We start from the raw sequence: 18,571 nt of genomic DNA, 5'->3' as shown, positions 1-18,571 counted from the left end.
TGTAACCATCACAATAGTGATTTTGTGTCACTGTTACCATTCTTTTCCGCGCCGTAGCATAGAGCTCTGTCCACTTTCAGGAGCGCCACTATGCTTGATCCCTCTTTCTTCAGTTACGTCACCGTCATGTCGATTACGCCAGGCCCGAACAATCTGTTGCTGGCGACCTCCGGGGTCAATTTTGGCATGCGGCGCACCCTGCCGATGATGTTCGGCATTTTACTGGGCTGTGCGGTGCAAACGGTGATTGCCGGAATGGCGCTGGAGGTGCTGCTGCACTGGATGTCGGCGATTCGCCTGCCGCTGACGCTGGCAGGCTGCACCTATCTGTTGTGGCTCTCCTGGAAGATCTTTCGTGCTGCCGCCCCCGAAACGCGCACCCGGCCGCAGCCGATGACGCTGCTGGGTGGCGCCTGTTTCCAGGCGATTAACCCCAAAGCCTGGCTGATGGCCAGCAACGTGGCACTCCTCTACAGCGCCAGCAGCGGCGTTGTAACGGTAATGATCTGCTTCATGCTGCTCAATCTGCCCTGCATCCTGATCTGGGCTGCGCTGGGCGACCGCCTGCGCAGCCATCTGCAGATTGCCTGGAAGCGCCAGCTGTTTAACAGCCTGATGGCGCTGTCGCTGGTGGCGACCACCGTCTGGATGGTGACCGACGCGCTGCAGGCCGCTTAGTCAGGCGCGCCTGGTGCAGTGGCGGATGGCCATTTCCAGTTCTGCACCTCCGGCAGATCCTCGCCATGTTCGCGGACATACTGGTGATGCGCGGCCAGACGCTGCTGCAAATCCTCCAGCAGCGCGGGATGAGCATCCGCCAGCCCGGGCACGCGCAGAATCGCCTCCTGCGCCAGATGATAGCGGTCCAGTTCGTTGAGCACCGTCATATCAAATGGCGTGGTGGTGGTGCCCTCTTCATTGAAGCCACGCACGTGGAAGTTGCGATGATTGGTGCGCTGATAGGTCAGGCGATGCACCAGCGTCGGATAGCCGTGGAAGGCAAAAATCACCGGTTTATCCTGCGTAAACAGCGCATCAAATTCCGCATCGGATTTGCCATGCGGGTGCTGATCCTGCGTCTGCAGCGCCATTAAATCGACCACGTTTACCACCCGGATCCGCAGTTCAGGCAGCATCTCGCGCAGCAGATCAACGGCCGCCAGGGTTTCCATGGTGGGCACATCACCGGCACAGGCCATCACCACATCCGGCTGTGCATTATCGGGCGTGGTGCCCGCCCAGCGCCATTCGCCCATGCCCGCTTCGCAGTGGGTTATGGCACTGGCCATGTCGAGCCACTGCGGCGCAGGCTGTTTGCCCGCCACAATGACATTAATGCGGTCCCAGGTGCGCAGGCAGTGGTCGCCTACCCAGAGCAGCGTATTGGCATCGGGCGGCAGATAGATACGCACGATGTCCGCTTTCTTATTGGCAACGTGATCGATAAAGCCGGGGTCCTGATGGCTGTAGCCATTGTGGTCCTGTCGCCAGACGTGCGAAGAGAGCAGATAGTTGAGTGAGGAGATGGGCTTACGCCAGCCCAGCTTACGCGTGACTTTCAGCCACTTGGCATGCTGGTTAAACATGGAATCGATAATGTGGATAAAGGCTTCATAGCAGTTGAACAGCCCGTGACGGCCGGTCAGGAGATAGCCCTCCAGCCAGCCCTGACACTGATGCTCACTGAGAATTTCCATGACGCGGCCATCGCGCGCCAGCTGCTCGTCATAGGGCTCTGTTCTTTCCAGCCAGGTGCGGCTGGTCACGTCGAAGACCGGCGTCAGGCGGTTTGAGGCGGTCTCATCCGGGCCAAACAGCCGGAAGTTGTCGCGGTTTCGCTGAAACAGCACGCTGAGGTAGCGTCCCAGATGCTCGGTGGCCTGCGCCATCTGTGAACCCGGTTCGCCGACCTCGCAGGCAAACGCGGCGAGCTCGGGCGTCTCCAGCTCACGGCGCAGCAGGCCGCCATTAGCATAAGGCGAAGCCCCCATGCGCTTGTCGCCCTCCGGCGCCAGCGCCTGCAGCTCCGGCTTCAGGCGACCCTGTTCATCGAACAGATCATCCGGCTGATAGCTTCGCATCCACGTTTCCAGAATCTGACGATGACCTTCATCTTCACGACAGGCGGCGACCGGCACCTGATGCGCCCGCCAGAAATCCTCTACTTTTTTGCCGTCGACCGTTTTGGGGCCGGTCCAGCCTTTGGGGCTGCGCAGGATAATCATCGGCCAGCGCGGCACATCGGTTGTGGCGCTGCCCTGGCGCGCCTCACGCTGGAAGGCGGTGATTTTTGCCAGAGCATTGTCCAGCGCTTCCGCCATCAGCGGATGCATTTTCTCCGGCTCATGCCCGCTGACAAACAGCGGTTCATAGCCGTAACCGCTGAACAGCTGACGCAGATCTTCATCGCTGCTGCGACCCAGCAGCGTCGGGTTAGCAATCTTGTAGCCGTTGAGATGCAGAATAGGTAACACCGCGCCATCACGTTGCGGATTGAGAAATTTGATGCCGTGCCAGCTGGACGCCAGCGGTCCGGTTTCCGCTTCGCCGTCGCCGATGACGCAGGGCACCACCAGGTCGGGATTATCGAAAGCCGCGCCAAATGCATGAGAGAGCGAATAGCCCAGCTCCCCCCCTTCATGAATTGAGCCGGGCGTCTCCGGGGCCGCGTGGCTGGGAATGCCGCCCGGGAAGGAGAACTGTTTAAACAGGCGCTGCATGCCCGCCGCATCCTGGCTGATGTGCGGATAAATTTCGCTGTAGCTGCCCTCCAGCCAGGTGTTAGCCACCATGCCGGGGCCGCCGTGCCCGGGTCCGCAGATGTAGATCATATTCAGATTTTGCTGCCGGATAATCCGGTTGAGGTGGGCATAGATAAAATTCAGCCCTGGCGTGGTGCCCCAGTGGCCCAGCAGGCGCGGTTTGATATGTTCCGGCCTGAGTGGCTCGCGCAACAGCGGGTTATCCATCAGGTAGATCTGCCCGACGGAGAGGTAGTTCGCCGCCCGCCAGTAGCGGTCAAGCAGCGTGAATTCCGGTGAAGCAGGGGAGTAAGACATGCCTTTTCCTCCTGAGTGTTCAGCTAAAAGATCTCTTAACCCTAATAGAGAAACCCCAGGACGACCAGGCAACCGGCCAATAAAAAAGGCCCCGCTGTGCGGAGCCTTTTTATCAGCGGTGCGGAATTACTTGCCGACAACGAACGCGGTTTCACGTCCTTCATCGTTTGCCGCCATCGGTGTCACCGGCGAGTAGTCGAGCTGCAGAATACGGCTGGTTTCGGCCAACACTTTCTCTGTCAGGGCCACGTCACCGTTCAGCTTACGGCCCCAGGAAGGGATGACGGCGCGGATTTTATTCTGCCATTCTGGCGTGGCCATCTGCTCAGGACAGACCTTATGCAACAGTTCCAGCATGATCGGTGCCGCTGTTGAGGCGCCTGGTGAGGCGCCCAGCAGTGCTGAAATCGTCCCATCCTGTGAGGCGACTACTTCGGTGCCGAGGCGCAATACAGCACCCTCTTTCTCATCCTTCTTGATGATCTGCACACGCTGACCGGCCGTCACTAACCGCCAGTCCTCCTGCTTCGCCTGCGGCACATAGGCGCGCAGGGCGTCCATACGGTCGCGATCGCTTTGCAGCACCTGATCCATCAGGTATTTCACCAGATCGAAACTTTTCAGCCCCACTTTCACCATCGGCAGCATGTTGCTGCTGTTCAGAGAGGTGAACATATCCATCAGCGAACCCTGCTTCAGGAACTTGGTGGAGAAGGTGGCGAACGGGCCAAACAGCAGCACCTGCTTGCCATCCAGTACGCGGGTGTCAACGTGCGGCACGGACATCGGCGGTGCGCCGACGCTGGCTTTGCCGTAGACCTTGGCCATATGCTGCGCCACCACCTGCGGATTTTCCGTCACCAGGAACGAACCCCCTACCGGGAATCCGGCGTAGCCGTTCGCTTCCGGGATACCGGCCTTCTGCAGCAGCGGCAATGCCGCGCCGCCAGCGCCGATAAAGATTTTGCCCGCTGTCAGCGTGCGGCGGTTGCCGCTGTTCAGACACTGCAGCGTCACCTGCCAGCGCCCGTCGGCAAGCTGTTTCAGGTCACGCACTTCCTGACGCAGACGCAGGCGGAAGTTCGCCTTCTTCTCTAAGGAGGCGATCAGCTGACGCGTTACTTCACCGAAGTTCACATCGGTGCCCATCTCCGTCCAGGTCGCGGCCACTTTCTGACGGCGATCGCGGCCATTCATGACCAGCGGGATCCAGCGCGCAATCTGCTGCGGATCTTCGGAGTAGGCCATGCCCCGGAACAGGGTGCTTTTCTGCAACGCCTGATAGCGTTTGCGCAGGAATTCGACGTTGTCGTCTCCCCAGACAAAACTCATGTGTGGCGTGCTGTGAATAAAGCTTCTGGGATTGCGCAGGTTGCCTTTCTGGACCTGATAGGCCCAGAACTGGCGGGAAATCTGGAACGATTCGTTGATCGTCACCGCTTTAGAGATGTCGATGCTGCCATCCGCCTGCTGCGGCGTATAGTTCAGCTCGGCCAGGGCGGCATGACCGGTGCCGGCGTTATTCCAGCCGTTGGACGACTCCTCGGCCACGCTGTCCAGCCGCTCCACCATTTCGATGGACCAGTCCGGCGCTAAATCCTGCAGCCATGCACCGAGGGTAGCGCTCATCACACCTGCGCCAATCAGCAGCACGTCAACGTCTTTGCGCTCCTGCGCGGTAGTGGTGTCCTTTGCCATGGCACTCATCGCGAGCGCAAGGTTTACAGCTGAATTGCACATGAGGCGACATCTCCTCTTCTGTTGACCTGAAGCCCAACAGTTTTGCAGGCGAAATAGTCACGCTTCTTGCGAGCGCGTTGCGCTATTTCTCAAAGGTTAAGTCTCAGGTATAGGTTAAAGCGGTGATAACGGGTTAACTGCACGTTATGCTTTGTCATCCGAATATAACATTCTCACCCCTGAATTAAACATTTGTTTATTTTTTAAATGCAGAAATGATTCAGCATAAGAATTAATCATCAGCATGGCTGCGCGATTAGGGATTTTTTATTGTTAAGTCAGAGGGTTAACCCGGAAAGGATGTTGCGGAAAAGCGCCATGATGGTGCAACGGCAGAATCGATATGAACGGTGCGGAATTATTTAATTATCTGAATTTTAGCGATTTATTATGCAATGCGGAATAGTTTGAATTGTTGATAAAGCAGCCAGATAGGCTCTTGTGTAAAAATAATGTTACATTTTTGTGAGTCTGAAAATGCGCGCGCAGCGGCGCACGCATCGGTTTCACTTATGACGCATTCGCACTGGCAGGCAGCTTTTTCAGACTTATCGCCATGCGGTTGTAGGTGTTCATCAGGCCAATGGCGATATTCAGATCGACAATCGCTTTGTCACTGAAGTGCTCCCTCAGCGCGGTATAACTTGTTTCCGGCGCGCCATGCTGTGCAATCAGCGTAAGGCACTCCGCCCACTGCAGGGCCGCTTTCTCTTTTTCACTGAACAGAGTGCCGGATTCGTGCCAGACCGACGTCAGTACAATTTTATCCCAGCCGATCCCCGCCTTGTTCAGCGCTTTTGTATGCATATCAATGCAGTAAGCGCAGCCGTTAATCTGCGATATGCGCAGGAACAGCAGTTCCAGTAAAGTGAGCGGCAAATCGGTTTGTGACAGATAACCGTATACGCCGCTCAGTGCTTTCATGCCTGCCGGTGCTGCCTGGTGAAAATCGATACGTTCGCTCATCTTATTGCCTCCTGGGATTGATGAGGCGATTTTCGGCCTTTGAATGGAGCAGATAAAGTGCCAAAAAATGAGAGTCTGACTGGTCCATCGCCCCTTTTCTCGCTGACGCTGCAGCGCGGTACGTCGCGTGGGCTGAGCGAACAGCTGCGCCAGCTGATTGAGCAGGCGATTGGTGAAGGCCGTTTACAGCCGGGGGCGCGTCTGCCTTCCTGTCGCGATCTGGCCGCGCAGCTCGGTGTTGCCCGCGGCACCGTCCGTGCCAGTTATGACATGCTGGCCGATGGTCAGTTTCTGGAGACCCGGGGCGCGGCGGGCACCTTCGTCAGTACTTTACCGCCATTAAAACCGGTCCACTCCGATGCCGGGTGCCTTCCGCCGCACTCTGAAGGGATCGAGGCGTTTGATGCCCCGCCGCTGACCTTCCAGATGGGGACGCCCGCCAGCGATACGTTCCCGGCCAAAGTCTGGCTGCGCATCCTGCAGCGGCAGGCGCGAATGCAGGTCAGCCGGCCAGCCAGCTATCCCGATCCGCGTGGCAGTCTGGCACTGCGTCAGGCGCTGGTGGCCTATCTGGCGGTGGCGCGCGGTCTGCGCTGTCAGGCGGAGCAGATCATCATTACCAGTGGCTATGCAGGCGCGATGGGTCTGATTGGCCTGGCGATGGATTTTCAGGGCAAAACCGCCTGGCTGGAAGATCCCGGATTCTGGCTGGCGCGCGGCGCGGTGGAAGCGTTGCGGGTCAGGCCGGTTGCGGTGCCGGTCGACGAGGAGGGGATGCAGGTCGCTGCCGGGGTGACGCGTGCGCCGGACGCCGCTTTCGCGCTGGTGACGCCGGGCCAGCAGGCACCGCTTGGCATGACGATGAGCCTGGCGCGCCGCCATGCCCTGCTTGAGTGGGCCAGCCGCGAACAGCGCTGGATTATTGAAGATGACTACCTGGGTGAGCTCCAGCCTGGTTATCGCGCCGCGCCAGCGCTGGCCGCCCTCGACAGCGAGGGACGGGTCCTGCATATCGGCACGTTCAGCAAGACGCTGACGCCACAGCTGCGGCTCGGTTTTATGGTGGTGCCGCCCGCACTGGCTGCCCGGTTCGGTGAGGTGTGCGCGTTACTGGCACCGGCATCGGCAGGATTGCTGCACAATGCAGTCGCGGAGTTTCTGCGGGAAGGTCACTTCATGCGGCATCTGCGGCGGATGAAGCGTGTGTATCACGAGCGGCTGGAGCAGATGGTTGCCGCGCTGCACCCCCATTTTCCGGACCTGCAACGCGCCGGGCTGGCGGTAATCGTTCGCCTGCCCGCCGGTTCCCCGGACCAGCTTATTGCTCAGCAGGCGGCAGAGTGGGGGATGGCACCCTCGCCGCTGTCACTCTGGTATCAGGATGCGGATCAGCGCTGCGCAGGCCTGTTGCTGGGCGCGGCACATCTGCCGCGCGAAGGCTATGCCCGCAGCGCCGGACAACTAAAAGCGCTGGTGGACGCCCATTGTGCTGTCAGGCCCTGAACCAGCGACGCCAGACAAAGCGGATAACGAAAAACTCCAGCGCGCCCAGCAGTAAAAACCAGATGCAGAACACGACCGTGTAAAGCTGATTAAGATCCTGCAGATGGAACAACTGCAGCAGATGCTGCGCCACGGTCAGGCTGAAGGCGGGGGCGGGCAGCAGCAGCGCCGAGAGAAAACCCAGCAGCAGAATGCCACCAGGCACGATCAACGTTTCAAAAGGGTTATTCATTACCGGTATCCCATCATTATCAGCCCGGCATTTTCCGGTAATTGGCCGCGCGGTTCAATGGCGGCATCAGGCGCAAAGGCGAATGGAGCGGGGATTCAGGCACTCAGAGTGGCCAGAAAACGCTTTGCCACCATCGACTTAGGTCCATTCATAGCGGAAGATAAGAGTTATAGCCTTTGCTATACTTAAATCCCTGATTTTGCTGTCTTTTTATCTGCGGGTTTGCATGGTAGACTGCGCGCACTTTTTCATAACTGAACGCTTTGTGTGGTGAATTCAGCGTGATTAGCCGCTTTTTCGCCCCAGGTGAATAAATCATGACCTTTATTGCTACGTTAATTCTTGCGCTGGGTATGTCGATGGACGCATTTGCTGCTGCGCTGGGCAAAGGTGCGACGCTGCATCGTCCTGGTTTTAAAGAAGCGCTGCGCACCGGTCTGATTTTCGGCTCTATTGAAGCACTGACCCCGCTGATTGGCTGGGCACTCGGCCTGGCAGCCAGCCGTTACATCATGGCGTGGGACCACTGGGTCGCGTTTATACTGCTGGCGTTCCTGGGTGGCCGTATGATGATGGAAGGCTTCCGTCAGACCGCGGTCGCCGAACCCTGTGAAGCGCCAAAAAGCCACGGCTTTGTGGTACTGGCGACCACTGCGGTAGCCACCAGCCTTGATGCGCTGGCGGTCGGCGTTGGCCTGGCTTTTTTACAGGTGAACATCATCACCACCGCGCTGACGATTGGTGCCGCGACCACGGTAATGGCGACGACCGGTGTCCTGGTCGGGCGCTTTATTGGTCCGGTGCTGGGTAAATGGGCGGAAGTGCTCGGTGGCCTCGTCTTAATTGCCGTTGGTTCCACCATTCTGCTGCAGCATCTCGGCTACACCGCGTAGGTTTTATGGCGCCTGAAGCCGTAGTTTTGTGATCCGGTTCAAATTTATTTGCTGTTAAAACGCACAGAAGTTATACTTTTTCAGTATATCTTCAACTTAATTTGAATCAGGTGCTCCATGAAACGCATTTTCAAATACGTGTTCCGTGCTTACGTTGAGACGTTCAAACACGTACCGCCGGGTGCCATGTCCTGAGCACCCCGCAGGAAACCCTCGATAATCGCGGTCAGGGATCGACCGGTGATTATCACCTCTCTGTTTTGCTTCCGCTGATTTAATTCCCTTTTTCTGCGCCTGAGGTGTTTTCAGGTTGTAGCAGAAAACGCTGCAGTTCAGCTGTGACTTCTTCTGGTGCTTCCTCTGCCATGTGGTGACCACAAGCTATCGATTTACCATGAACGTCTTGCGCCCACGTTTTCCATATACCTACGACGTCGCCATACAAATCCTCAAGATCATCATATTGAGACCATAAACAGAGCGTCGGACATTTGATCAGCCTTCCTCTCTGACGATCCTGAAGCTCATGTTCTTTATCAATGCTAAGGCCCGCACGATAGTCTTCGAGCATCCCATGTATGACCTCCGGATCATGAATAGCTTGTCTGAACTCAAGATATTCATCATCACCCATTGTTTCGGGCTGGCCTCCATACCATTTGTCAGGATCGGCCAGTATTGCCCGCTCCGGTTTTTCAGGCTGAGCAAAGAAAAACCAGTGATACCACTGTCGGGCAAACTTTTCATTACATCGGTTGAGCGCTTCAAGTATCGGAATGCAATCAAGTACGGCAAGCCGTGTGATTCGCTCTGGATAGTCAAGAGCAGCTCTGTAAGCTGTATAACTTCCTCTGTCATGTCCGACAATTGCAAATTGTTCAAAACCAAGCTGACTCATCAACTCGATACAATCTTTTGCTTTAGCTCTTTTAGAAGAACCTGCATGGTTGGGTTGATCAGCGGGTTTTGATGATTTGCCGAATCCCCGCAAATCAGGACATATGACCGTAAATAATCTGGCTAGCTCCGGAGCCACTTTTGACCATGTTACATGGGTCCTTGGATGACCATGCAATAAGAGAACAGGTGGCCCATTCCCCCCATAGCGTACATTGAGCACTGCTTCTGAAAGGCTGATTTGCGTATGCATAAACCCTTCAAACATGTGCGATCCTCCTCAGTGGGGGTGATTCTAGTAGGGCGTTATTTAACCATATACCTTTACTGTGAATGATGATGACCAGAAATGCACAGCTCATCGGCGACTTTGCATCTGTATACGTCAGTTATATAACTAAAGGACAAATCATCCTTTCGCACTCAACCGGCCCTAAGTTCCAGCACATCTGTCAGACCACAAAAACCTGTTTTGCGCTTACCCACACATGCAGCCAGCACCGCCAGCAGGCAATTATCCTCACCCGGCTTTAAACCCTCCAGGCATACCCGCCTTTCTCTCTCCGACTGATGCCTCCGCTTCCCGGTCTGCGGTTTCTGATCCTGCCCGGACACGTTTGCGCGAATTGTGAGTGATATCTTGTTTACATAATAAACAAGCTCATAACACTGGCATCAGCGCCAGTGTCGTCGATATAGTGATTTCATCATGTACACCTGAGTTTTACTCAGTAAAACAGACTGTGAGGCAGGCTATGTTCGCTGATGAGACACCGCTGATTCACCGCAGAGACGCACACGTGCGCACGGATTGTGTCAGCCGGGTTAAGGGATTCACTGAAAAGGACACTATTCTATGACTTATCTGACGCAGGCGGATGTCAGGGAGACATCAATTTTTACCCGGCTGCCCGACCACTTTCGTTCCCCTGATCGCAACAATGTCTGGGCTGCCGCCAATCGCGGAGGACAGCTTACCGACTCATTCCTGGAAGGGCCGGTCTGGCACCCTTCCGGTTGTCTGTACCTGACCGATATCCCGTATGGCCGGATATTCCGGGTCGATATGGCCGGCAACTGGGATCTCGTCGTGCAATATGATGGCGAACCGAACGGCATGAAACTCGTCGATCCGGATACCCTTCTGATTACGGATTATCATCACGGGTTAATGAAGCTCTCGCTTAAAACGCAGGACGTCACGCCGTGGCTGCCTCGCCGCCACAGTGAGAGCTTTCGCGGTGTGAACGATTTAACGCCCGACAGCCGGGGAAACCTCTATTTCACCGATCAGGGTCAGACGGGACTTCACGATCCGACTGGCCGTGTTTATCGTCTCAGCCAGGACGGACGACTGGATATCCTGCTGGATAACTGTCCAAGCCCAAACGGGCTGGTTCTGTCGCCAGATGAAAAAGTGCTTTATGTCGCGATGACGCGCGGCAATGCCATCTGGCGCGTGCCGCTTCAGCGTGATGGGTCGGTCAGCAAAGTGAGTCAATATTTTACCTCGCACGGGCCCAGCGGTCCCGATGGACTGGCCATCAACGCGCAGGGTGAGCTACTGATTGCCAATCCGGGGCTGGGCCGCGTCTGGCTGCTAAACGATCTGGCTGAGCCTGCAGAAATCCTCACCAGCCCCGCCGGACGCTCCACCACCAACCTCTGCTTTGGTGGCGAAAATTTACAGCAGCTGTTTATTACCGAATCGGTCAGCGGCAGCATTCTTACCTGTTCAATGAAGACGCCCGGCCATCCACTGTCCTTTATGTCCACTGCTTTTCTCTAAGAACAACTCTGCGTTCTCTGAACGCAGCGGAGGCACTCATGAATCTGCATACTGTAAGCACTGGCTCACCTGCGGAGCCGGAAACCGTGTCCGGCGATCGTGAAGAGATGAATCAAAAGGATTTTGAACAAAGTGAGCAGGCAGCCGGTAAAGCGTTTCGCCGCATCCTGCCTTTTATTTTCATCTGTTATGTCGTCAGTTATCTGGATCGCACCAACGTCAGCTTCGCGGCGCTGGGCATGAATGCCGATCTGGGCATCACGGCTGAGCAGTTCGGATTCGGCGCCGGGATGTTTTTTATCGGCTATTTTCTGTTTGAAGTGCCCAGCAACCTGATCATGCAAAAAGTGGGTGCCCGTATCTGGATCGCCCGCATCATGATCTCATGGGGACTCATCTCCATGGCGACCGCCTTCGTGTCCGGCCCCCTGAGCTTTGCCTTTGCCCGTTTTTGTCTGGGGGTGGCCGAAGCCGGATTCACGCCTGGTATTTACCTGTTCTTCACATACTGGTTCCCCGGAAGCTGGCGCGCAAAAATTACGGCCGCCTTTTTAGTCGGGATCCCCGTGGCCAATATCATCGGCGCTCCCCTATCGGGGATGCTGATGCAAATCACCGGGCATGAACATATCCGTAACTGGCAGTGGCTGCTGCTGCTGGAAGGGTTCCCGGCGGTGATCCTCGGCGTGCTGTGCCTCTTCTTCCTTAACGACCGCCCGGAGAAGGCAAACTGGCTGAGCGACACGGAAAAGTCCCTGCTGAGCAGACGACTGAAGAACGAGCAACAGCAGATTGAAAAAGCACACGGTTCCAGCCTGCGCGATGCGCTGCGGAATCCGCTGCTTTATCTGCTGGCATTTATTAACTTCTGCGGGATTGTCGGTTCGATCGGGGTGGGCCTGTGGATGCCGCAGATCATCCGCCAGCTTGGCGTCAGCCACACCACCACCGGTTTCCTGACCGCATTACCCTACATTTGTGCCGCGTTCAGCATGCTGTTCTGGGCACGGCGGGCCAATGCCTCCGGGCATCGTATTCGCTGGATCAGTGGTGCACTCGTTATCGCCGCCTTTGCGCTGGCCTGCAGCGCCGTCGTGAATGAGCCCGTTCTGAAGATGCTGGCACTCTGCTTTACCGTCAGCGGCATTCTCGCTTTTCAGGCCTCATTCTGGGCTCTCCCTTCGGGCTTTCTTACCGGCAGCGCAGCCGCAGGCGGATTAGCCATGATCGTCTCTGTCGGGAATCTGGGCGGCTTTGTCGGCCCCTCCCTGATTGGCTATATCCGCCAGAGCAGCGGGGGATTTACCTGGGCACTGCTGGCGGTCTCCGCCGTGCTGCTGATTGGGGCGTTCTCCGTGGCATTAATCAAAGATCCCTATCGCAAAGCACAGTAAAAAGTGGGAAAAGGCGCGCTGGCGCCTTTTCGCCTCTCCGCGAATCCAGGGGCTGAAGACACGCTTTCCGGCGTCCCGCCTCCCCGCTAGAGACACGCTGAACTTTTCCTCGCCATGACACCGATAAACCGCCTCCCATCCGATCCCGGCCTACACTGAATTATTCTCCCCGAAACAGGAGCAGTGGATGAGCCAGAAGCAGCGACGAAAACAGGCAGCGATGGTGGCAGGCGTGGGATTAGGTGTGGCGGCCACCCTGTGGGGCATGAAACGCTGGCAGCAGCTGAAACAGACACCGCCGGTGTCACCGCGCAGCCACCATGCCGGCATGGCCGGTTACTTTCAGCAGGTGGGCGACTGGCGGATGTTCACCCGGGTCACGCCCAATGAGGATAAGGGACTGCCGGTGGTGCTGATCCACGGACTGGTGATGTCAGGCCGGGCGATGGAGCCGCTGGCGCTGGCGCTGAGCCGCGATTATCACGTGCTGGTGCCCGACCTGCCTGGTTTCGGAGCCAGTACGCTGCCCGCTTCTGCGCCGGTGATGTCAGTCGACCAGCAGGCGGAGGCGCTCTGGTTATGGCTGCAGCACAACGGTTTTCAGCGCGCAATCTGGGTCGGTAACTCGTTTGGCTGTCAGATTCTGGCCGCGCTGGCGGTGAAGCATCCGCAGGCGGTGGCGGGGCTGGTGCTGCAGGGGCCGACGGTGGACCGCCATGCCCGCAGCCTGCCGCGTCAGCTATGGCGCGACTGGCGCAATGGCCGGCTGGAAACCCGGCGACCGCCGGGGCCGCTGGCCCGCATCGATTACGCTAAAGCGGGTCTGCGCCGTGCCTTTGGCACGATGCGTGAGATGATGCGCGACCACATCGAGCATCGCCTTACCTACATCAATGCGCCCACGCTGCTGCTGCGCGGCTCGCGCGATCCGGTCTGTCCGGCACGCTGGCTGGATGAGCTTGCCGCGCTGATGCCGCACAGCGAACGGATTACACTGCGCGACGGCACGCACACCCTGCATTACGTCTATCCGTGGAGTTTCTGTCACGCCATTCGCCCGTTCCTGGCGCGCATTCAGCAGGAGAATCAGCATGAGTAAACCCCCGAAAGGTATTGCCCGTTTTGACTCCGCCGCAGCGATGCTGCTGGCGCTGGCGAATGCGCTGCACGATCGCCCCTTTGCCAGTCCCAGCCAGTCTCCGACGCTGGATCGGCTGCTGCCGTCGCTGAACCGGCTGCCGACCGGACTGCGGGAGTGGGGCTACGCGCTGGGCGGGATGGCAGAGGGCATCAGCCTGCGCCAGGCGGGGGAGCTGGATGTGGAGGGCATCGCCGAATGGATGGTCAGTGAGTATCCCCAGCAGGATTATCCCGCCGCCTTTATCGGCTCGTCGAACGGTGCGCTGATGCATCTGGCGGCGGCGATGGGCGTGCCCTGGCTGCCACAGACCTTTCTCTGCCCGGTGCGGGCAACCAGCAGCGATCCCGATGATGCGCAGGCAGGTTTTGAGGAGGGTAAAGAGATTGCCGCTGCGCTGCTCTCCGCCTGGCCGCGGCTGGCGGTTCACCATATGCAGGACCCCAATCAGGATCGGCTGATGCTGGACCAGATGCGCTATTTCCGGCTGAAACTGCGCGATCTGCCGCTGGCCTTTAACGAGTTCCTGATGGGCAGCCTGCCTGCCGGATCCACCCTGTTCATTAATCACTGTACCCGCCAGTGGCCGGTCACGCGCACCAGCGATCGCTCCTTCTTTCAGTTTGGCGCGCTCGGCGGGGCAACCGAGCAGGAGTATTTACAGGGTGGTCCGCGGGTTGCGGAGTATCTGGCTCGTTATGGCGTTGACCGCGAGCGCTGGACGCCGCCCGCCATCACCGATCGGGTGCCGGAAGCGGAGTGGGGGCTGGATGGCTATCTTATCTCGCCGCTGAAAAAGCTGGCGGAAGCCCAGAACTGGCGGCTGATGGAGATTCGCTATGAAGACCCGGAAGCGATGAGTTATGTGGTGGCAGAGATCTATCGCGACTGGTATCTGGCTGCCGGTATTTTACCGACCCGTCTGACGGTGGACAGTTTCCTGCTGATGGACCCGTGGAGCAGCATCCGGCAGCAGGCTATCCCGTTCTGGCTGGTGTTCTGCACCGAGCCGTCAGCGGCGGCCCTGCAACGCTTCCTGGAAAAACAGCCGCCGTTCCGCAATATCGACATGATGCTCTTTTCTCACGGCACCGACAGCATCGGGCTGGCGGAGATTGATCGCTGGCGGGCGCTGCTGGCCTATGCCCGTGATGAGGGGGTCTTCATCGGCGTGGATGAAGAGCGGTTCCCGCGCGATTTTGCTACCTTTGCCCGCTTCGACTCGGCGCTGCGTGAAAGAGCACCGCTGCTGCCACCGCCACCGCCGCTCAGCACGGAGAAGGTGATCGCCGGTATTCAGCGTTACGGGGCGAAACATGGGGTTACGCTGACGACGCTGAGCTGACCGCCGCGCCGTCAGCGGGGGTTATTCGCCGTCGGTGATCGGCTTACGCACCAGCAGCAGATAGGCGAGGGCGCCGATGAGCGTGACACAGGCGCAAATCATCAGCGCCAGGCTGAACGATTTGGTAGTGTCGAGCACCCAGCCGGTAATGACCGGCGCAAACGAGGCAAAGATAAAGCTGGCGAAGTTCTGAATGCTGCCGACCGAGGCGGTCATGCGCGCGGTAACGTTGGCGTGGATCAGCCCCCAGCACGACGTACCGGCAAAGTGGATACAGAACAGCGCCATGCCGATCAGCGTCACGGCGCTGGTAGTGTCAGTCGCACGGGTGACAACGGCGGTAAATCCGGCTGACAGCAGCATGCCGCTGACGATGCAGACTTTGCGGGTTTTCACCGCGTTAAACCCGCGGCGCACCAGCATATCGACCACATAGCCATTCAGCAGCATGCCCGCCGCGCCGAACAGGAACGGAATCGCCGCCAGCAGGCCCGTGCTTTTGAGATCGAGGTGATAAGTCGACTGCAGATAGCCCGGCAGCCAGGCGATATAGAGCCAGGCGGTGTAGTTGATGCCGCTGAAGCCAATCATCATGCCCCACATGGTGCGCTGCTTAAACAGGCCGCGCCACTCCCTGAAGCTGATCGGCTCTTTGCGTGACGCCACGCTGCCCGCCTGCAGATAGTGGATCTCTTCGGCGCTCAGGGTGCGGTTATCGCGGTCGCGATAGACCATGTACCAGCCAATGGCGAGGAAGATGCCGAGGATGCCGATGGTGACAAACATCCCCCGCCAGCCCATCACCAGCATCATCGCCGCCAGAATCGGCGGTGCAACCGACAGCCCGATCATCGAGGCGGCGTTAAACATCCCCATCGGCATGCCGCGATCTTTGATATTGAACCAGTCGTTGATCACTTTGACGCCGCACGGGTTCATCGGCGCTTCGCCAATGCCGAGGCCGATACGCACCAGCACAAACTGGGTGAAGTTGTGCACCAGGCCGGAGGCCGCCTGAAACAGTGACCAGATGAACATGCCGATGCCGAGCATGATGCGCGGCCCTTTGCGATCCAGCAGCGCACCGCACGGCAGCTGCGCCAGACCATAAGCCAGCGAAAAAGCGGAGAGCAGAACGCCGATTTCGGTGGCGCTCAGTCCCATCTCCTCACGGATAGTCATATTGGCCACCGACAGCGAGCTGCGATCCAGATAGTTGATGACGGCCGCAAACAGCAACAGCAGCATCGCGGTGACCTGAATCTTACGGATGCGCGGTGAGCGCACCACGTCGCTGCGCATGGGCACGAAATCCTGGTCTGGTGTCATCTCACCGGACGCGCGATCACGGCCGGATACTGAGGTCTTTTCCATTGCACTCTCCCGAAACTGGCTGGTTATCGTTATGGTGAGAAGGGTCTGCGCGCAGCGGCAAAAGGCCGCCGTGACGTTACCGTCGAGACTAAGAGCAAAGGGAAAAGGATGTTGCAAAGATGTTTCTGAAGCGTGCGGGAGCTAATGCTTTGTGGTTTTTAATCGGTTTTTAATTGTACTGGCTGATTGATCGCACCATGGAGGTTTTTGCGGTGGCCAGATGGTTGTGCAGGGCGCAGAGCGCGTCGACATCCTGACGGCCAATCAGGGCGGTCAGAATCGCCATATGCTCCTCCAGCGCCACGATATTGCGCTGCTTAAGATCGCTCTCATCCCACTGATAGTGCGAATGAAAGATCACCGAGATGATTTCCAGCGACTGATTAAAGAATGGATTGCTGGCGGCGGATAAGATCAGGGAATGCATCTGCCGATCCAGCGCGGCAAAGTGGCGATAGTTGCTGGCGATGGTGTCGCGCATCGATCGATGGCGATCCAGCAGATCCCGCGCCTGAACCCAGCGCTCATCACTGGCGGGCAGATTCAGGAAGCGGCTCAGGGCGTGGGTTTCCAGCATCTCGCGCAGTTCAAACAGCTTCTCCGCGTAGTCCTGAGTGAATTTCTTCATCCGCCACTGACCGCGTTTAACCGGCTCCAGCAGGTCATAGCGCATAAAGCGCAGCAGAAATTCACGCACCACGACCGGACTGACCTTCACCTGCTGCGCCAGCTGCAGTTCGCTGAACGTGTCACCCGGCACCAGCTGCCGCTGGTTAATCAGATTAAAAAACATCTGCTCTACGTGGCTGGCCTGCTGCTCAATCGGCGGCGTGACGGCGCTGAAACTGTCCTCTTCGCGCGGCTCGCGCACGATAACCCAGGTCTGTTCAACCTTATCCAGTACGCCGCACTTGTGCAGGTAGTGCAGGGTATGGCGCACCGTGGTCCGGCTGATATTGAACATCTCCGCCAGCGCCGCCTGTGGCGGCAGCGGGGAGCGAATATGGCGCTGAGCAATGCTTTCCAGCATCTGGTTAACCACGTTCTGTCGCAAATTCTGGCTGCGGCTCATCGCACTCTCCGGTTTTTTATGCATTAAAAACCATTCAGAGCCCAAAAAAACCGTGGTGCTTCACACTTCCGGCAAGCGAGACCCGCGTCCGCTGCCGGATTCGGCATAACTGCCTGCAGGACAACCGGAGACTCACCATGACAACAATGAAAGCACTGGTCATCGCTGAACCACGCAGAATGGTCTGGGCCACCCGCGACAGGCCAGCGCCCGCCGCGGGCGAGGCGCTGATCAAAATTCTCACCGCCGGGATCTGCGGAACAGATATTCACGCCTGGTCCGGCAATCAGCCCTTTTTCAGCTATCCCCGGGTGCTGGGCCATGAAATCTGTGCGGAGGTGGTCACGCTGGGCCGTGGCGCTGAAGGTGTTCAGCCGGGCCAGCGGGTGGCGCTTATGCCCTACATCGCCTGCCTGCACTGCGACGCCTGCCAGAGCGGTAAAACCAACTGCTGTGAGCAGATCTCCGTGATTGGCGTCCATCAGGATGGGGGATTCAGTGACTACTTAAGCGTGCCGGTCAGCACGCTGCTGGCGGTGGATGAAGTGACACCGGAGGCGGCTGCGCTGATTGAGCCGTTTGCCATCAGCGCGCATGCGGTGCGTCGGGCTGGCGTGACCGCTGATGAGCAGGTGCTGGTGGTGGGGGCGGGGCCGATTGGCCTGGGTGTGGCTGCCATTGCCGCTGCCAGCGGTGCGCAGGTGATTGTGGCGGACACCAGCGCATTTCGTCGTCAGCATGTCGCTGACCAGCTTGGCCTGGTGGCGCTGAACCCGGCAGACGCGGCATTCGATGCGGCGCTGCGCGAGCAATCGGGCGGGCGGCTGCCGCTGAAAGTGATCGACGCCACCGGCAACCCGGCGGCCATGAACAACGCGGTCAGCCTGATACGGCACGGCGGCACGGTCGTCTATGTCGGCCTGCACAAAGGCGATCTGGTGATCCCGGACAGTGAGTTTCACAAAAAAGAGGCCACCCTGCTCGGGAGCCGGAACGCCACTCGCGAAGATTTTGATCGGGTCTGCTCCCTGATGGCCAGCGGTCAGCTGCGCGCCAGCATGATGCTGAATCACTCTCTGGCGTTCTCCACGCTGGATGAAACCTTTGAACCGCAGGTCATCAACAATCGTGAACTGATCAAAGGCGTGATTCATTTCGATCGGTAACGC

At 58.2% G+C, this 18,571-nt stretch carries 16 protein-coding genes; 9 read left to right on the top strand and 7 right to left on the bottom strand.

Features of this window, described 5'->3' with window-relative positions:
• The first annotated feature begins 90 nt into the window (after positions 1–90).
• Positions 91–678, top strand: a complete 588-nt coding sequence (locus AC1V0D_RS18580) for a LysE family translocator (protein ID WP_058956905.1) — start codon at positions 91–93, stop codon at positions 676–678.
• Here AC1V0D_RS18580 and AC1V0D_RS18575 read toward each other — a convergent pair.
• From AC1V0D_RS18575 to AC1V0D_RS18565, 3 genes are all read right to left on the bottom strand, one after another.
• Entirely contained in the window at positions 675–3,059 is a 2,385-nt protein-coding gene (locus tag AC1V0D_RS18575) for a phosphoketolase family protein (RefSeq protein ID WP_482907866.1), read from the bottom strand. The genes AC1V0D_RS18580 and AC1V0D_RS18575 overlap by 4 nt on opposite strands.
• Positions 3,060–3,185: 126 nt before the next feature.
• Positions 3,186–4,799 carry a malate dehydrogenase (quinone) gene (gene mqo, locus AC1V0D_RS18570; protein ID WP_426607675.1) on the bottom strand — a complete coding sequence of 538 codons (1,614 nt, stop codon included), beginning with the start codon at positions 4,797–4,799 and terminating at the stop codon, positions 3,186–3,188.
• A 510-nt stretch (positions 4,800–5,309) separates the two neighbouring features.
• Complete coding sequence (locus AC1V0D_RS18565; RefSeq protein ID WP_150030142.1) at positions 5,310–5,765, bottom strand: carboxymuconolactone decarboxylase family protein; 456 nt, start codon at positions 5,763–5,765, stop codon at positions 5,310–5,312.
• Positions 5,766–5,822: 57 nt separating this feature from the next.
• On the opposite strand from AC1V0D_RS18565, the gene pdxR reads away from it, so the two are divergent.
• Complete coding sequence (gene pdxR, locus AC1V0D_RS18560; protein WP_482907865.1) at positions 5,823–7,268, top strand: MocR-like pyridoxine biosynthesis transcription factor PdxR; 1,446 nt, start codon at positions 5,823–5,825, stop codon at positions 7,266–7,268.
• Here pdxR and AC1V0D_RS18555 read toward each other — a convergent pair.
• Positions 7,258–7,500, bottom strand: a complete 243-nt coding sequence (locus AC1V0D_RS18555) for a DUF1158 domain-containing protein (RefSeq protein ID WP_009087958.1) — start codon at positions 7,498–7,500, stop codon at positions 7,258–7,260. The genes pdxR and AC1V0D_RS18555 overlap by 11 nt on opposite strands.
• A gap of 317 nt (positions 7,501–7,817) precedes the next feature.
• Between AC1V0D_RS18555 and mntP the strand changes: the two genes are divergently transcribed.
• Together mntP and azuC are read left to right on the top strand one after the other, a co-directional pair.
• A complete protein-coding gene (gene mntP / locus AC1V0D_RS18550; protein WP_476639219.1) occupies positions 7,818–8,393 on the top strand; it encodes a manganese efflux pump MntP in 576 nt (191 codons plus the stop codon).
• 117 nt (positions 8,394–8,510) lie between these two features.
• Entirely contained in the window at positions 8,511–8,588 is a 78-nt protein-coding gene (gene azuC, locus AC1V0D_RS18545) for a stress response protein AzuC (RefSeq protein WP_150030152.1), read from the top strand.
• 79 nt (positions 8,589–8,667) lie between these two features.
• Here azuC and AC1V0D_RS18540 read toward each other — a convergent pair whose 3' ends face one another.
• On the bottom strand, positions 8,668–9,558 hold the full coding sequence (locus AC1V0D_RS18540; RefSeq protein WP_482907864.1) for an alpha/beta fold hydrolase: 891 nt from the start codon (positions 9,556–9,558) through the stop codon (positions 8,668–8,670).
• A gap of 588 nt (positions 9,559–10,146) precedes the next feature.
• On the opposite strand from AC1V0D_RS18540, the gene AC1V0D_RS18535 reads away from it, so the two are divergent.
• From AC1V0D_RS18535 to AC1V0D_RS18520, 4 genes are all read left to right on the top strand, one after another.
• On the top strand, positions 10,147–11,079 hold the full coding sequence (locus AC1V0D_RS18535) for an SMP-30/gluconolactonase/LRE family protein (protein ID WP_058956912.1): 933 nt from the start codon (positions 10,147–10,149) through the stop codon (positions 11,077–11,079).
• A 38-nt stretch (positions 11,080–11,117) separates the two neighbouring features.
• Complete coding sequence (locus AC1V0D_RS18530) at positions 11,118–12,473, top strand: MFS transporter (RefSeq protein ID WP_058956913.1); 1,356 nt, start codon at positions 11,118–11,120, stop codon at positions 12,471–12,473.
• Positions 12,474–12,660: 187 nt separating this feature from the next.
• Positions 12,661–13,572: an alpha/beta fold hydrolase gene (locus AC1V0D_RS18525; RefSeq protein ID WP_150030139.1), complete on the top strand. Its 912-nt coding sequence runs from the start codon at positions 12,661–12,663 to the stop codon at positions 13,570–13,572.
• Positions 13,565–14,956, top strand: a complete 1,392-nt coding sequence (locus AC1V0D_RS18520) for a hypothetical protein (protein ID WP_426607679.1) — start codon at positions 13,565–13,567, stop codon at positions 14,954–14,956. The genes AC1V0D_RS18525 and AC1V0D_RS18520 overlap by 8 nt, the downstream gene beginning before the upstream one ends.
• Before the next feature lie 21 nt (positions 14,957–14,977).
• Here the strand turns inward: AC1V0D_RS18520 and AC1V0D_RS18515 are convergent, their stop codons facing one another.
• Both AC1V0D_RS18515 and AC1V0D_RS18510 read right to left on the bottom strand, forming a co-directional pair.
• Positions 14,978–16,330: an MFS transporter gene (locus tag AC1V0D_RS18515; protein ID WP_426607681.1), complete on the bottom strand. Its 1,353-nt coding sequence runs from the start codon at positions 16,328–16,330 to the stop codon at positions 14,978–14,980.
• 169 nt (positions 16,331–16,499) lie between these two features.
• Positions 16,500–17,402, bottom strand: a complete 903-nt coding sequence (locus tag AC1V0D_RS18510; RefSeq protein ID WP_482907863.1) for a GntR family transcriptional regulator — start codon at positions 17,400–17,402, stop codon at positions 16,500–16,502.
• Positions 17,403–17,539: 137 nt separating this feature from the next.
• Here AC1V0D_RS18510 and AC1V0D_RS18505 point away from each other — a divergent pair, with 137 nt between their 5' ends.
• On the top strand, positions 17,540–18,568 hold the full coding sequence (locus tag AC1V0D_RS18505; protein WP_482907862.1) for a zinc-binding alcohol dehydrogenase family protein: 1,029 nt from the start codon (positions 17,540–17,542) through the stop codon (positions 18,566–18,568).
• The last annotated feature ends 3 nt before the right edge of the window (positions 18,569–18,571 follow it).

The sequence above is a fragment of the Pantoea sp. PA1 genome (genome assembly GCF_056856975.1).
The sequence above is the reverse complement of the archived record's forward strand: the minus strand, read 5'-3'. Positions and strand labels throughout refer to the sequence as shown.